A 14,659-nucleotide genomic window follows, 5' to 3' on the forward strand; every position below is an offset into this window, starting at 1 on the left:
GCAGTGGCGCTCCTCGAAGTGACCGGCCTGCGCACCGAGATCCGGCTGAAGCGCTCGGTGGTGCACGCCCTGGACGGCGTCGACCTCGCGGTGGACGTCGGCGAGACCCTCGGCATCGTCGGGGAGTCGGGCTGCGGCAAGACCATGACCGCCATGTCGATCATGCAGCTGCTGCCGAACGGCGGCAGCGTCGTCGACGGCCGGGTCCTGCTCGACGGCCGCGACCTGCTCGCGCTCGGCCCCGAGAAGATGGACCGGGTGCGCGGCAACGACATCGGGATGATCTTCCAGGACCCGACCACCTCGCTCAACCCGACGATGACCATCGGCCGGCAGATCTCCGAGTCCGTGCGCATCCACCGCCGGGCCTCCCGGAAGGAGGCGCACGAGCGCGCCGTCGAGGTGCTGTCCCTGGTGGGGATGCCCAGCCCGGCCCAGCGGGCCCTGGTCTACCCGCACGAACTGTCCGGCGGGATGCGCCAACGGGCCATGATCGCCATGGCCCTGGCCAACGAGCCCAAGCTGCTCATCGCCGACGAGCCGACCACCGCCCTCGACGTCACCGTCCAGAAGCAGATCCTCGAACTCATCGACCACCTCAAGCAGCAGCTCGGCATGGCCGTCATCCTGGTCACCCACGACCTCGGCGTCATCGCCGGACGGGCCGACCGGATCGCCGTCATGTACGCCGGGAAGGTCGTCGAGACCACCGGCACCGAGGAGCTCTACACCAACCCCCGCCACCCGTACACCGAGGCACTGTTCGAATCGCTGCCGGAACGTTTCGCCGAGTCCGGCGGCCGGCTCTACTCGATCCCCGGCCTGCCGCCGGACCTGACCACCCCGCCGCCCGGCTGCCGGTTCGCCGCACGCTGCCGCTACGCCACCGAGCGGTGCCACGCGCAGGAGCCGCCGCTGTCCGGGGAGGCCCCGGAACACCGCTACGCCTGCTACTTCCCGGTCGGCGAGGCCGAGCCGGGCGGCCGCCCCACCGCCGTGGCGCCGCCCCCGGCGACGGCCGTACGGGCCTCGGCGGTCCAGGCCCCCGCGGTGCCCGACGACGCGCCGGCCGAACCGCTGCTGCGCATCGACAACCTGGTCAAGCAGTACGCGGTGACCAGCGGCCTGATCCTGCGCCGGGCTGTCGGCGCGGTCAGCGCCGTGGCCGACATCTCCCTGACGGTCCGCCGGGGAGAGACGCTCGGCCTGGTCGGCGAGTCCGGCTGCGGCAAGACCACCGTCGGCAAGCTCATCGTCGGCCTGGAGCGGCCCACCAGCGGCAGCCTGGTGTTCGAGGGCCGGGACCTGGCCCTGGTGCCACGGGCCGAGCGGCGCCGACTGCGCCGGGACGTCCAGCTCATGTTCCAGGACTCCTACGCGGCGATGAACCCCCGGATGCCCGTCCAATCGATCATGCGCGAGCCGCTGGACATCCACCGGGTCGACGGCCAGGCCGAGCGCGACCGGCGGATCAGGCAGATCTTCGACCTGGTCGGCCTGCCGCTCACCGCCCTGGACCGCTACCCGCACGAGTTCTCCGGCGGCCAGCGCCAACGCATCGGACTGGCCCGCGCGCTGGCCCTGCGCCCCAAGCTCATCGTCGCGGACGAGCCCGTCTCGGCCCTGGACGTGTCGATCCAGTCGCAGGTGCTCAACCTGATGAGCGACCTTCAGGGCGAACTCGGACTGTCGTACCTGTTCATCTCGCACGACCTGTCCGTGGTCCGGTACCTGTCCGACCGGATCGGCGTGATGTACCTGGGCAAACTGGTGGAGATCGGCCCCGCGCCGTCGGTGTACGCCCGGCCGGTGCACCACTACACCCGCGGCCTGCTGGACACCATCCCGGTGGCCGACCCGGTGGTGGAGAAGGCCAAGAGCAGCCGGGGCGTCGCCGGGGAACTCCCGTCCGCGATCGACCCGCCGTCCGGCTGCCGCTTCCGCACCCGCTGCGCGGCGGCGCAGCAGATCTGCGCGGAGGTCGAGCCACAGCTCACCGCCTTCGGCCCCGACGACCACCTGGCCGCCTGCCACTTCCCCCTGCGGGCCGCCCCGATCCGCTGAACCGCGCCTCCGACCACGCCCCCTCCGGGAGCGGGCCGGCGAGGCCGTCGGCGATGGGCACATGGCGGTGGGCACATGGCGATGGGCACGCGGCGGTGGGCACGTGGCGATGGGCACGCGGCGGTGGGCACGTGGCGATGGGCACATGGCGGTGGGCACGTGGCGATGGGCACATGGCGGTGGGGGGGGGGGGGGGGGGGGGGGGGGGGGGGGGGGGGGGGGTGGGGGGGGGGGGGGGGGGGGGGGAGGGGGATGGGGGGGGGGGGGTTCCCCCCCCCCGGGGGGGGGGGGCCCCCCCCCCCGGGCCGGTTTCCGAGAGGCCGGCGAGTCCGGACGCACCCGGCGGGTGCCGGGCGCCCGCGGGCTGCCCGCGGGAGGAAGGTCAGGTGCAGGGGATGACCCGGCCTCCTGTCACGACGCACTTGGGCGGCACCAGGCGCGGGTGTCCGGTGTTCGTCTGCCACTGCACCTTCGGGACGCCCTTGATGATCGCCTGGAGCGCGTAGATGAAGGCCTCCAGGAAGTCGCCCTTTCCTGCGGCGGCCACCGCGCGGGCCCCGTCGATGGCGGCGCCGGTGGCGTCGCCGGCCTGCAGGATCTGGACGTCGCCCAGGGGGCTGACCATCAGCCAGGCGCCATTGCGGCCATTGGTTCCCGAGGCCCAGCAGACCCGCCCGTCGGCGGCGGTGACGACGAGGTTCCCGTCGTCCTGCATGACGGCCTTGGCCCCGCAGCCCACGGTCTTCGACTCCCATACGGGCCAGGTGTGGTCGCCGATGGCGTCGCCCTGCGTGTAGTAGGCGACGAGGTTGCCGTCCTGCTGCATGACGAGCCGGGTGGATTGCTCCGCCGCCGAGGACTCCAGGCTCTGCCCTGGGCACAGGGTGTCCCCGTGCCACATCCACGAGTCGGAGGACTGCCGCCCGTTGCAGACCGGGGGGAGCTGGATGCTGTCCGGGAAGCGCGGGTCCCTTCCTCCGCCGCCGCCGGTGTTCCCGCCGCCGCCGCCTCCGCCGGTACCACCACCGCCGCCGGTGTTCCCACCGCCGGGGTTCCCCCCGCCACCTCCGGTGACAGCTGAGTCGTCGAGCTTCCACCACTGGGCGGTGGAGGAGGTGCAGGCCCAGACGGCGAGGTCCTCGCTGCTGTTGACGGCGGTGAGGCAGCCGTTGTCGGCCGCGGAGATGATCCGGTACCAGCCGGGCAAGTTCTGGCTCTCCTGGAAGCGCCAGAGCTGGTTGGCGTTGCCCTCCTGGGCGCTGGTGAGGTGGGTGCGGTGGGTGCTGGGGTTGTGGTCCATCACCATCGCCCCGGCGAACTTCGTCTCGATCAGCCACTGGTTGTTGGGCTTCTGCCACAGCATCCACTGCTGTGCGGCGCTGCCGTTGCCGCCCAGGGCCTTGATCCGGGTGCCGCCGGCGGTGTTGGCGCCGTCGAGGTCCGCGACCAGGCCGTTGTTGCCGGAGCGCAGGACGGTGGTGACGCCGTGGCGCACCCCGCTGCCCCCGGGCGCCTGCGGGGTTCCCCCGCTGCCGGCGTTCCCGCCGCCGGTCGAACCTCCGCCCGTCGAGCCGCCGTTGTTCCCGCCGTTGTTCCCACCGCCGCCGCCGGACGAGCCGCCGGTGTTCCCACCGGCGCCGCCTCCGCCGGAGCCGCCGCCAGGGGCGGGCCCGTTCTGGATGTTGTCGAGCCGCCAGCGCTGGCGGTCCGAGCCGTCGCAGGCCCAGATGCCCAGCTGCTCACCGGCGTTGTTGGCGGTCAGGCAGCCGCTGTCGGTGTCGCTGGTGATCCAGAACCAGCCGCCTCCGGCGTCGTGGAAGGCCCAGTGCTGGTTGGCGTTGCCGTCCATCGTCCGGATCAGGTGGGCGCGGTGGGTGCCCGGGTCGTGGTCCATGACCATGCCCTGGCCGGCGGCGGCCTTGCCGTCGGTCAGCAGCGTCTCGATGATCCAGCGCCCGTTCGCGGTGGGCCAGAACGCCCAGCGCTGCGCGTCGTTGCCGTTCGAGCCGAGCGCCTTGATCGAGGTGCCGGAGGCGGTGTTCGCGCCGTCGAGGTCCGCGACCATGGTGTTGTTCGCCGAGCGCAGGGTGGCGACCTGCGACGAACCGACGCCGGGGCTCACCACCGGGGTGGTGCCGGGCTGCTGCGCGGGCCGCTGCGGGGCGCGCGGCGGGACGGTGCCCAGGCCCCAGCGCTGCGCGTCGCTGGCGTTGCAGTCCCAGATCTGCAGTGCGGTGCCGTTCGCGGAGTTGCCCCCCACGACGTCCAGGCACTTGCCCGAGTTCGGGTTGACCAGGGAGGAGTCCGCGCCCTGGCGCCAGTTCTGCGCCGCGCTGGCGTTGCAGTCGTACAGGCCCACCCGGGTGCCGCCGGCGGTGTTGCCGGCGGCGACGTCCAGGCACTTGCCGAACGCCTTCAGGACGAGCCCGCCGCTGGTCGCGGTCGGGGTCCACCGCTGGGAGGCGGTGTTGTTGCAGTCGTAGAGGTCGATCGGGGTGTTGTTCGCGGTGTTGCCGGCGGTGACGTCCAGGCACTTGGACGGCAGCGCCGAGTAGACCGGCACCGCGGCCGCGCCACCGCCACCGCCACCGCCACCGCCACCGCCGCCGCTGTTGCCACCGGTGCCACCGCCGGTCGACGGGTTGTCGACGGCCTCGGTCAGGCGCCACTTCTGGGCGTTGGTGCCGTCACAGCCGAGGATCGCCAGCTCCGCACCGTCGGCCGCCGCCGTGAGGCAGCCGTTGCCGGCGGCGCTGACGACCGTGAACCAGCCGCCCCCGGCGTCGGCGAACCGCCACAGCTGGTTGGCGTTGCCCTCCTGCGCACCGATGAGATGGGTGCGGTGGGTGGTGGGGTTGTGGTCCATCACCATGCCGCCGCCGAGCTTCGTCTCGATCAGCCACCGGCTGTCCGGCTTCTGCCACAGCGTCCACTTCTGCGCGTCGTTGCCGTTGCGGCCCTGCGCCTTGATGCGGGTCCCGGCGGCGGTGTTGGCACCGTCGAGGTCCGCGAGCAGGCCGCCGTTGCCCGACTGCAGCACCACCGTCCGGTTGTGCGCGGGCTGCGCACCACCGGCGCCCAGCGGCGGCTGGCCGCCAGTGTTGCCACCGCCAGTGCCGCCACCGCCCGTGCTGCCGTCGTTGTTGCCGTTGCCGCCCCCGGTCGTCGGCACGGTGCCGGAGAGCTTCCACTTCTGCTGCGCGCTGCCGTCGCAGTCGCGGACGGCCAGTACCTCGTGCGCGCCGCGCTGGGTCAGGCAGCCGCCGGCCGCGCTGACGACGTTCGTCCAGCCGCCCCCGGCGTCCTTGAACCGCCACAGCTGGCCGGGCTGCCCGTCCGCGGCGGCCGGTGCGAGCACGCTCTCGTGCCGGCCGGTGTCGTGGGCCAGCAGCATGCGCTCGGCGGCGGAGGCGCGGTTGTAGGTGAGCCGGGTCTCGATCGCCCAGTTCCCGTTGCCGCGGTCCCAGAACACCCACTTCTGCGCGTCCGTGCCGTTCGGCTCGTAGGCCTGGACGGCGTTGCCCGCCACGGTGCTGGAGCCGCGGACGTCGGGCACGAGGGTGTCCCCGGTGCCCGGCTGGAGGTATGCGCCGGTCCCGGCGTCGTTGCCAGTGCCGCCGTCGGGGCCAGTGCCGCCGTCGGGGCCACTGGGAGTCGACGGGCCGCCGAAGATCGGCGGAAACATGGGCAGTATGGGGAACCCGGGCAGCGAGATCCCCGGAGGCGCGGGCACCGGCGGACGGCCGCCGGTGGAACCGTTGTCACCGCCAGGAGTGTTGCCGTCCGGCTGGTCCTTCCGCTTGCACTTGGGAGGCTCCTCCGGCGACTTGGGCGGGTTCGACCAGGCGGCGGGGTCGTTCGGGAAGCCGGTGGTCGCGGGCCACGGGACGTCCGGCAGCCCCGGCAGGGAGGGCCACGGGACGGTCGGGAACCCGGGGACGGACGGCCAGCGCCAGAGCGGGATGCTCGGGAGCGTCGGCCAGGTGACGTCCGGAAGCGAGGGCCCGTCCGTCCCCGGTGCGTCCGGCAGGTCGGGGTGGCCCGGCCACGGCACGTTCGGGGAGCCGGGCACCGAGGGCCACTTCACCTGCGGGAATCCCGGCACGGTGGGCCAGGCCAGGTCCGGGTGCCCCGGGATCGCCGGGTCGGCGGCGCTCGGCAGCCCGGGGATCAGGGCCTTGCCGTCGTCGTTGCCGTTGCCGGGCAGCGGCAGCACCGGCCACGGGACGCCGGGGTGGCCCGGCATGGCGGGCCAAGGGACGGTCGGGGAGCCGGGGACGGCCGGCCAGGTCGCCTCGGGGTGGCCGGAGACGGCGGGCCACGCCGTGGTGGGCAGAGTGGGGAAGCCGGGCCAGCGCAGCTCGGGCAGGTCGGGGTGGCCGGGCATCGGGACGCCCGGGAAGCCCGGGACGGACGGCCACGGGATCGCCGGGTGCCCTGGCAGCGACGGCCAGGTCACCTCGGGGCGGTCCGCGACGGTCGGCCACGGCAGGTCGGGGAAGCCGGGGACGGTGTGGCCGGCGCCGGAGCACGGCACGGACAGGTGCCAGCCCTGCCGGTCGGAGCCGTCGCACGGCGCCACCGTCAGCGCGGTGCCGTCCAGGGTGAGGCAACGGCCGTCGGTGGCCGTGGTGATGCGGTAGCCGCCCGCGCCGTCGGCGACGAAGCGCCAGCGCTGGCCGGGGCTGCCGTCGGGCTTGCCGCTCGTCGCGTCGTTCTCGATCGGCCGCACGGCCAGCCGGTCACCGTACGCGGGGACGCTGAGCACGCTGCCCTGTCCGGCCGGGGTGGTGCCGTTGGTCCGGCCGGTCTCGATCACCCAGGTGTCGTCCGCCTTCTGCCAGGTCGCCCAGCTCTGCCCGGCGGAGCAGTCGGGGGCGGCGGCCCGTACCGGGCTGCCCGGAGCGGGCGAGGCGTCCGGCACGTCGGCGACCAGGCCGGCGGCTCCGGAGGTCAGGACGGAGACCTTCCCGTGCTGCGGCTCCCGGGCTGTGGCGGCGGAAGCGGAGGCCGTCGGCGGCGCGCTGTCGGCCGGGACGTCGACCGGGACGTCAGCGGGGACGCCGGCCGCCGCGAGGGAGATCATGGACGCGGCCGCTGCTCGGGGCGGGGACGGGACGTTCGGCCGACAGGTCTCGTCCTTGCGACGCAGCGGGTCCTTGCTGAACATCACCGGGAAGTGGTCCGACTCCTCCACGTAGCCGAGGCGACGTGCCGTGTACTGGTGGTCGGCCGGCAGCCCCCGGGCGATCATGTAGTCGTATTCGGAGGTCGGGCGGTTCCTGGAGTAGGTCATCATGCCGGAGCTGACGAGCCGACGGCCGTCGCCGAACACCTGCGCCATCGACAGCGACCCGGGCTCGCGGTTGAAGTCGCCCATCAGGGCCCAGTTCGCGTCGCCCGTCGCCGTGACCGCCTGGATGGCGGCCGGCACGTTGTTCCGCTCATGGAAGCCTGCTGCCCTGTTGGTGGCGTGCATGGAGTAGTACCACGTGCCGTCCGCGAGCTTGACGCCCAGGATGGGCTTGGCATCGTTAGCCACCTGGCCGTTGTTCTCCGGCTGAGGCGGGATGACTCTCACCACGGGCGCCGCAGCGTTGTCGATGCTCCGGGGCACCACGAGGGCCAGCGAGCGTTCTTCACGGGTGGCTGTCCTGACCCGGTAGATGGTGCGAGTGCCGCCTGTCCAGGCGGGAAACACCTCCCATCGGTACCTCTGGACCTCGAAACCGTTCGTGTTGATCGATGCTTCGGGCACGATGTCCGGATCGTCCGGTTCCGCGTCCCGGATTTCCTGCAGCGCGAGAATGTCAACACGTTGGGCGAGATCGAAGATCTCCCCCCGCCATCTGGTGCCGTACCGATTGTTGTAGGTCGCGGCCGAGTGTTCCTGAACGGTCGCTGGTACGGCCTGCGGCGGAGCGACGGGGCCCACCGCGTGCGCGGGTATCGGGAACGCGCCGATGAGCCCCGCCAGCAGGGCGAACAGCGGTACGACCGCCGTGTACGCCCATTGTGGTCGCCACGGTATTCGCCGTTCGGTCGGTGAGGCGGCCGTGCCCGGGTGTGCCATTGAGAAACTCCTTGAAACTTCACAGCTGTACCGGGGCACGTTGACAGTGGGTGGTAGACAAACGATGAACGGATGGCCCTGGCGCGTATATCTCGCTGCGGTACCAGCTGTGAACCCACGACAGGTCCGATGCCCCGCCAGTGGCCGAGGTCGACCAGCAGCCCCAGATGATCCTGATCCCCGTGCGGGACCTGTAGACGGGCCGCGCCGACGGCAAGCCCGCCTCCCAGCAGGCCCCCTGCTCGACGTCCTCGCCCAGGGACGCCCCTCACCGTTTCCTGCTGCCGCGTCAGCGTCCCGCAGCCGGTCCGGGCTGCTCATCCGTTCGGGTGAGGCGAGGTTGGAGGGGGGCCGGGGGTGGCAGAACGGCGGGCATGACGACTTCCTCCACCAGGCGCCGCCGGGGCCGCCCTGGCAAGCCGGCCTTCGCGCCCGTGCCCGTCCGCCAGGCCGTCGGTCCCGCGGTGCCGTCCGGGCCGCGTCGACCTGCCGCCGGGTGCTGCCGGACCTGGCACAGCGAGCACAGGCTGCCCGGCGGCCAGGTGGTCCGGACGACCTGGCACCAGCCCGCCTGCTCGGCCTGGGCCGTCCGGTGACCACGCACCAGATGCCGGACGGACACTGCGCGCGCCGGCTGCCGTGCCCTCCGGCGCCCGGTCCCCCGGTGGCTTCGGTGAGGACGGCGGCGCCGCTGACGCCGGTGATCGTGGCGTTGGCGGTGCCGTCCGGCAGGGGGCGGGTGTCCTCCCGTGGGCCGGGTAGGGCGTTTTGTCCTGGCCCCGTCCGGTTTCGGACGGGCGGCTGCCCCGGGGCGGGGTGCTCCCGGGGCAGCCGTGGCGCGGGTGCGGGTGGGGTCAGCCCTGCCCGCCGGTGCTGATGCCGGTCTCGGTGGCGCTGCCCGCGACGCCGCCAGGGCCGACCACGACGGCGCCGGTGAGGAAGGAGGAGCCACAGGGGCCGAACTGCGCGTCGGTGACCTGAAGGGCGCTGCCGTTCGGGCCGACGGCGAACGCGCCGCTGTCGAAGTTGACGGTGGGGATGTTGTCGGTCTCGGCGGCGGAGGCGGTGGTCGCCGCGCCGATGACGAGCGGGAGGCTGAGGACGGAGACGGCCAGGATGCGGTGCGCGGTACGCATGGGTGGAACCCTTCGAGGTGCGAATGGTGAGGGTGGATCGGACGGCCGTGGTGTGGCGGCCCGTCACCATCCACACACGGCCGTGTGCGCATCGCTACCGGGGGGAGGCTGTTCGTACCATCGGTTCACTCGGCCCTCGGCCCGGCTCCGCTCGCCGGGCCCGGCCTGCCGGCCGTGGACCCACCGGCGCCCGTCCCGCCCGCAGGGCCTGACTCCGTCAGGCGAGGTTCTGTTCCAGGGCCGCGAGGTAGCGCTTCATCGCGTGGTCGCGCACACCGGCCGTGGCCGGAGCGAACGCGTCGGCGGTCAGGCCCTTGGCGCGGTCGGCGAGCCCGGCGACCAGGCCCATGGAGTCGTGGAGCCGGCCCGAGGAGTCGATGTACTTCAGCGCCTCGACGTGGGTGTAGGCCGGCTCCGGCGGCAGCTGGGGCACGATGTCGTTGTTGTTGACGAACCGGTACAGGCGTCCCTTGAAGCCCTCGTTGCAGGCGGCGGCGAGCAGCCGGTCACAGGTGCGGGGCTGCCCGAACGTGATGATGCCGTCGGCCTGGAGACGCGGGTCCTCCAGGTACAACCGGGCGCCGGCCAGCATCGCCAGGGCTCCGCCGAGGCTGTGGCCGGTGAACCACACGGTCTGGCCGTTGGTGCGCAGCTGGGCGTGGGCGTCCCGGACGTCCGGGAAGACCGACTCCAGCGCTTCGGCGAAGCCGTAGTGGACGTAGCCGGTGCGGGCGGGGCCGGGCCAGGGCGGCGTGGAGGAGTCGGAGAGCCAGTCGCGGATCTCGGCCGGTTGGGTGCCGCGGAACGCCGTGACGACCATGTGGTCGCTGGCCATGGTGTAGCCCTGGGTGTCCTCCAGCGGGAAGGGCGGAGTGAACCGGGTCCGGTGGTGACGCACCCGGTCGAAGCCCCAGTCGCGGGCCTGCTGTTCGATGGTGGCCTCGTCCTGGTAGGCGAGTTCGGACGCCTTCGCCAGCCAGTAGGCGTGCGGGACGCTGTAGCTCTTCGCCTGGTGGTCGAAGGTGGTGGGCACGGGCACGGCGATCTCTCCTCCGGGACGGCCGGCGGACGGGGGACGCACCGCCGGCGCGGACATCAGCCCCGTCGTACCAGAGCGCGGACCGCCGCTCCGGGTGGGCCGCGCCCGGATGTCATCCCGACAGCCGAGCCGGCGCACGGGGGCGGCTACGGGTGGTGGAGGGCGCGGGCGTACGCCAGGTCGGCGGGCCCGTTCTGGCCGATGTGGAAGAAGTGGTTCACCTGCCAGGCCTGCGTGCTGCGCGCTTGCCGGTTGGTCGTGGTCACCCATGGCGGGTAGACGCGGAACCCTCGTTTCCCGCCGGAGCCGTTGCGGGAGACGATGTCGCGCTCGCACAGCACCTCGGACGGGAAGACGAACTGCCCGAAGCCGTTGTCGTCGCGGCAGCTGATGACGAAGAGGTCCACCCCGTCGTCGGTGTCGAAGGGCCGGATCGGTCCCTCTTCGGATCGCAGCCACACGGTGACGAACTGGCCCGCCTTCGTCGGGGTGGTTTTGGCCGCGCGGAACCGGACCGAGCGGCCGTCGATCGTGAACCGGCAAGCCGCGTATTCGGTGCTCTCCGGTTCGGCCACCGGGGGCGAACAGGCCAAACCGCTCGGGTCGTACACCAAGGCCTTCGCCGCCAGCAGGTCAGCATGAAGTCCTGCCCACGGCTGATTCGTCACCATTCCGTCATTCTGCCATCGAGGCTGCCACCCCTTGAGGTGCTCTATCAGGGGCTCCTGCCATCGGACCCGATCACGGACAGGCGGGTGGAGCAGGCGCCGTCGCCGTCCGGTCGGCAGCCGCTCCCGGCTGCGCCGCTCCTGGTCGGGTGGTCGAGCGCGTCGCTCTACACGGAGTCGTGTCGACCTGCCGGTGGCCGATCCGATGCCGCAGACCGCGGCCTTCGCCTCCGCTCTAAACCAGCTCCCGCAGGCGGAAAGCGGGCCCTGCCCCGGTAGATTGCCATCCTTGATCGAGCGCGGTGCGCACTCCCGCCTCGACGATGGACGGCACGACGGGGAACGCTGACGTGGCTGCCAGAAGCACCGGGCCCATCTGGTCGACCCGCTGGACCGCGAAACCGGACCGGCCCCATGCGCACGCGATGCAGCAGCGGACACCACCGTGTACCCGCCACCGGTACACCACCTCGTCGATGGTGATCAGGCGCGACCCTTTCTTCCTCAGCGTCAACTATGCCTCCTCGTACGGAACATCGGTGATGGGACGACCACTCGACTCGACCTCGCCACACCGAGCGTGCCAGAGTCCGAGGACGAAGGCACCCGACCTCCGGCGAGTCGCGTTGCCCCTCAGGGGCTCGCGTTGGCCGGGCCTGGCACGGATCCGACGGTCAGTGCGCGGCATGTCACCGCGTGACAGCGCCGCTGTCGCTGTCGGGCGACACCGGCGGCGGGCGACCCGGCGGCGTGCGGTCGAGAGCGCGGGCATCCGCGAGTGAGGAGCCGCCTGGCAGAAGGCCTGGACCTTCGGGTGAACACCACCGGACCGACGGCCCGTCAACGCACCCGTTGACGGGAGCGTTGACGCCGCGTCTACCGGGGCCCGGTGGCATGACCGCAGGCCGGTTCCAGGGGGGAACCGCCCGAGAGGAGAACCCCGAGATGATCACCCGTCGTACGGCCGCCGCCGTCGTCCTGTCCGCCGCGACCGTCGTGTCCGGGATGGCCTTCGGCGCTGGGACCGCCAGTGCGGCTGAGTCGCTCCCGTCCAGCGGCGCCGACTACCGCATCTCCAGCTACGCGGGCGGCGCCCTCCAGTGGGACAGCCGCAACAACGCCTCCACCGTGGTGGTCCGCGACTGGAACGAGTCCTCCGCCCAGCAGGTCTGGACGGTCAGGGACGAGGGCAACGGCGCCTGGTCGGTCAAGGTGCCCGGCACCAACAACGCCGTCGACCGGGACCGGGGCAAGAACACCGTCGGTGCCTGGAACTACGTCGGCGCGGACAATCAGAAGTGGTGGCTGGAGAACACCTCGATGGGCAACGGCCGGGCCTGGCTGCTGCACAGCGTCTCGGACAGCAACCTCTGCCTGGCCCGTGGCGCGGACCTGAACGCCAAGGTGGCCGCCTGCAACGCGGGGGACCCGGCGCAGTCCTGGAACCTCGACCGCAACGGCGCCACCACCCCGCCGACCGCCGGCCGCCCGACCATCGACCTCGACTACTCGCAGGCCCCGGACCTCGGGCCGTGGCTGGAGCAGCAGAAGAGGACCGTCGCGGACTACTACCCGACGATCTCCAACCTGATCACCAAGGGAGCCTTCGCCGCCCCCAGCTACTTCAAGATCATCTTTGACCCGAAGCTGACCGACTACCCCGCGTTCACCACGGTGAACCCCAGCAGCGGCGTCAAGGAGGTCCACGTCAACATCGGTTACACCCGCGGCAACCAGGGTGACACCGGCTTCCTGGTGCACGAGGCCGTGCACGTCGCGGTCTGGGACAGCCCGTTCTCCGGCAAGTGGTGGCTGGGCGAGGGCCTGGCGGACTGGGTGCGCGACTACAACTTCCAGCCGGGCACCGGCGCCCAGCACTTCGGCCCGGACTCCAACTACGACAGCGGCTACCAGGCCACCGCCCGGTTCATCGACTACGTCTCGAAGGCCTACAACAAGCCCGACCTGGCACACCTGCTGAACACCACGAACTACAACGAGCAGATCTGGGTCCAGCTCACCGGCAAGAGCGCCCAGCAGCTCTGGAACGAGATGCCCAAGTAACCCGCGCCCCCACACCCCACCCGACGGCCCGGCACCCACGAGGTGCCGGGCCGTCGTGTTGACGTCAGGAGCGCCGCCAAGGGGCGGGTGTGCGCGGTGCGAGACGGCCCGGCGCGCCTGGAAACACCGGAAGGTCACCTTTTCGAGTGAAGATCGAGATTGGGGCCCCGAGTTCTGATCGCTCGTCCCCGATGATGCGTTCGAGAGCTCGCGGAGAGGGCCGGGCAGGAGCGGTCTGTCGGGAGGCGGCATCGCCGCGTCCTCGTGGCAGCCTCCGCGGCAGCGCCCGGCGAGGCCGCGTTCCCGAGTGACAGCACACCCGATGAGGAGATGAAGTGCAGGAGAAGCGGCTCAAGTCCTGGGGCAACAACCGCGCGGGTCAGCTCGGCGACGGCACCTGGACGGACATCCGTACGACGGCCACCACCGTGCTGGGGCTGACGAGCGCCGAGGTGGTGAAGATCGCCGCCGGGGGAAGTGGCCCCACCGCAGGTTTCGGGCTGGCCCTGCTGACCGACCGCACGGTGCAGACGTGGGGCGCCAACGGGTCGGGGCAGCTCGGCGACGGCTCGGTGTTCAGCCACAACGCGCCCGGCCAGGTCGTCAATCTTTCCGATGCCACCGACGTCGCCGCGGGCGGAGTGCACAGCCTGGCACTGCTCGCCGACCGGACCGTGGTCGCCTGGGGGCGCAACAACTACGGCCAGCTCGGCAACGGCACCAACGCCGACAGCAGCGTCCCGGTCCGGGTCGAGGGACTCAACAAGGTGATCGCGATCGCCGCCGGACTCAACCACAGTCTGGCGCTGCGCGAGGACGGCACCGTGTGGGCCTGGGGCTACAACATCAACGGCCAGCTCGGGGACGGCACTTCGGCGAGCCGCAACGTACCGTCCCCGGTGAACAACCTGACCGGTGTGACCCGGATCGCCGCCGGAGCCGACCACAACCTGGCCCTGGTCGGCCCGCCGAGCACTTCCACCAAGCCCACCAGCGGCAACGCGGTGAAGGCGTGGGGCTACAACGCCACCGGCCAGCTCGGCGACAACACCACCATCAGCCGCTTCACCCCGGTCGACACCCAGGGCAGCTGGCTCGGAGGGGTCTCCGGGATCGCGGCCGGAGCCCACCACAGCCTGGCCGTCACCGACAGCGACAACAAGCTCAAGGCCTGGGGCCGGAACACCTCCGGCCAGATCGGCGACGGCACCACCGACTACCGGATCACCCCCGTCCAGGTCCCCGGCCTCACCGGCATCCAACTGATCGCCGGCGGCCGCGAACACAGCATCGCCCTGCTCGGCGACAACACCGTCCGCTCCTGGGGCAACAACGGCTCCGGCCAACTCGGCAACGGCACCACCACCGACAGCAGCACCCCCGTCACCTCGCTCACCGCGCTGACCGGCGTCGACAAGATCGCCGCACCCCTCGGCGGCGACTTCAGCCTGGCCAACTGAACCCGGCGCGGGGGGGGGGGGGGGGGGGGGGGGGGGGGGGGGGGGGGGGGGGGGGGGGGGGGGGGGTAGGGGGGGGGGGGGGGGGGGGGGGGGGGGGGGGGGGGGGGGATGAGGGAAGGGGGGTCGTCAGACGGAGTAATCACCCGAACGGCGTA

9 protein-coding genes are annotated in these 14,659 nt (G+C 72.3%); 4 read left to right on the plus strand and 5 right to left on the minus strand.

Annotated elements, in window-relative coordinates:
• The first annotated feature begins 3 nt into the window (after positions 1-3).
• Positions 4-2,064, plus strand: coding sequence for an ABC transporter ATP-binding protein (locus AC07BF_RS35045; RefSeq protein ID WP_478334433.1), 2,061 nt, complete (start codon positions 4-6; stop codon positions 2,062-2,064).
• A gap of 382 nt (positions 2,065-2,446) precedes the next feature.
• On the opposite strand, the gene AC07BF_RS35050 is transcribed toward AC07BF_RS35045, so the two are convergent.
• Positions 2,447-7,606 carry an RICIN domain-containing protein gene (locus tag AC07BF_RS35050; RefSeq protein ID WP_478334434.1) on the minus strand — a complete coding sequence of 1,720 codons (5,160 nt, stop codon included), beginning with the start codon at positions 7,604-7,606 and terminating at the stop codon, positions 2,447-2,449.
• Positions 7,607-8,511: 905 nt separating this feature from the next.
• Between AC07BF_RS35050 and AC07BF_RS35055 the strand changes: the two genes are divergently transcribed.
• Complete coding sequence (locus AC07BF_RS35055) at positions 8,512-8,733, plus strand: hypothetical protein (RefSeq protein ID WP_478318475.1); 222 nt, start codon at positions 8,512-8,514, stop codon at positions 8,731-8,733.
• 258 nt (positions 8,734-8,991) lie between these two features.
• On the opposite strand, the gene AC07BF_RS35060 is transcribed toward AC07BF_RS35055, so the two are convergent.
• The 4 genes from AC07BF_RS35060 to AC07BF_RS35075 form a co-directional block, all read right to left on the minus strand.
• Positions 8,992-9,273: a hypothetical protein gene (locus AC07BF_RS35060; protein ID WP_363581293.1), complete on the minus strand. Its 282-nt coding sequence runs from the start codon at positions 9,271-9,273 to the stop codon at positions 8,992-8,994.
• Positions 9,274-9,490: 217 nt separating this feature from the next.
• Positions 9,491-10,312: a lipase family protein gene (locus AC07BF_RS35065; protein ID WP_478318473.1), complete on the minus strand. Its 822-nt coding sequence runs from the start codon at positions 10,310-10,312 to the stop codon at positions 9,491-9,493.
• Between the two features lie 146 nt (positions 10,313-10,458).
• Positions 10,459-10,983 (minus strand): MepB family protein, encoded by a 525-nt coding sequence (locus AC07BF_RS35070; RefSeq protein ID WP_363581297.1) that lies wholly within the window; start codon positions 10,981-10,983, stop codon positions 10,459-10,461.
• 232 nt (positions 10,984-11,215) lie between these two features.
• Complete coding sequence (locus AC07BF_RS35075; RefSeq protein ID WP_363581299.1) at positions 11,216-11,494, minus strand: hypothetical protein; 279 nt, start codon at positions 11,492-11,494, stop codon at positions 11,216-11,218.
• A 431-nt stretch (positions 11,495-11,925) separates the two neighbouring features.
• On the opposite strand from AC07BF_RS35075, the gene AC07BF_RS35080 reads away from it, so the two are divergent.
• Positions 11,926-13,044 (plus strand): basic secretory protein-like protein, encoded by a 1,119-nt coding sequence (locus tag AC07BF_RS35080; protein WP_363581301.1) that lies wholly within the window; start codon positions 11,926-11,928, stop codon positions 13,042-13,044.
• Positions 13,045-13,379: 335 nt separating this feature from the next.
• Entirely contained in the window at positions 13,380-14,504 is a 1,125-nt protein-coding gene (locus AC07BF_RS35085; protein WP_400809204.1) for an RCC1 domain-containing protein, read from the plus strand.
• The last annotated feature ends 155 nt before the right edge of the window (positions 14,505-14,659 follow it).

It is taken from the genome of Kitasatospora sp. NPDC043950, assembly GCF_056435345.1.

Bases quoted from the DNA above. Each gene is read 5' to 3' on its own strand.
- AC07BF_RS35080 (WP_363581301.1), top strand. From the start codon at position 11,926: ATGATCACCCGTCGTACGGCCGCCGCCGTCGTCCTGTCCGCCGCGACC.
- AC07BF_RS35055 (WP_478318475.1), top strand. From the start codon at position 8,512: ATGACGACTTCCTCCACCAGGCGCCGCCGGGGCCGCCCTGGCAAGCCG.
- AC07BF_RS35070 (WP_363581297.1), bottom strand. From the start codon at position 10,983: ATGGTGACGAATCAGCCGTGGGCAGGACTTCATGCTGACCTGCTGGCG.
- AC07BF_RS35060 (WP_363581293.1), bottom strand. From the start codon at position 9,273: ATGCGTACCGCGCACCGCATCCTGGCCGTCTCCGTCCTCAGCCTCCCG.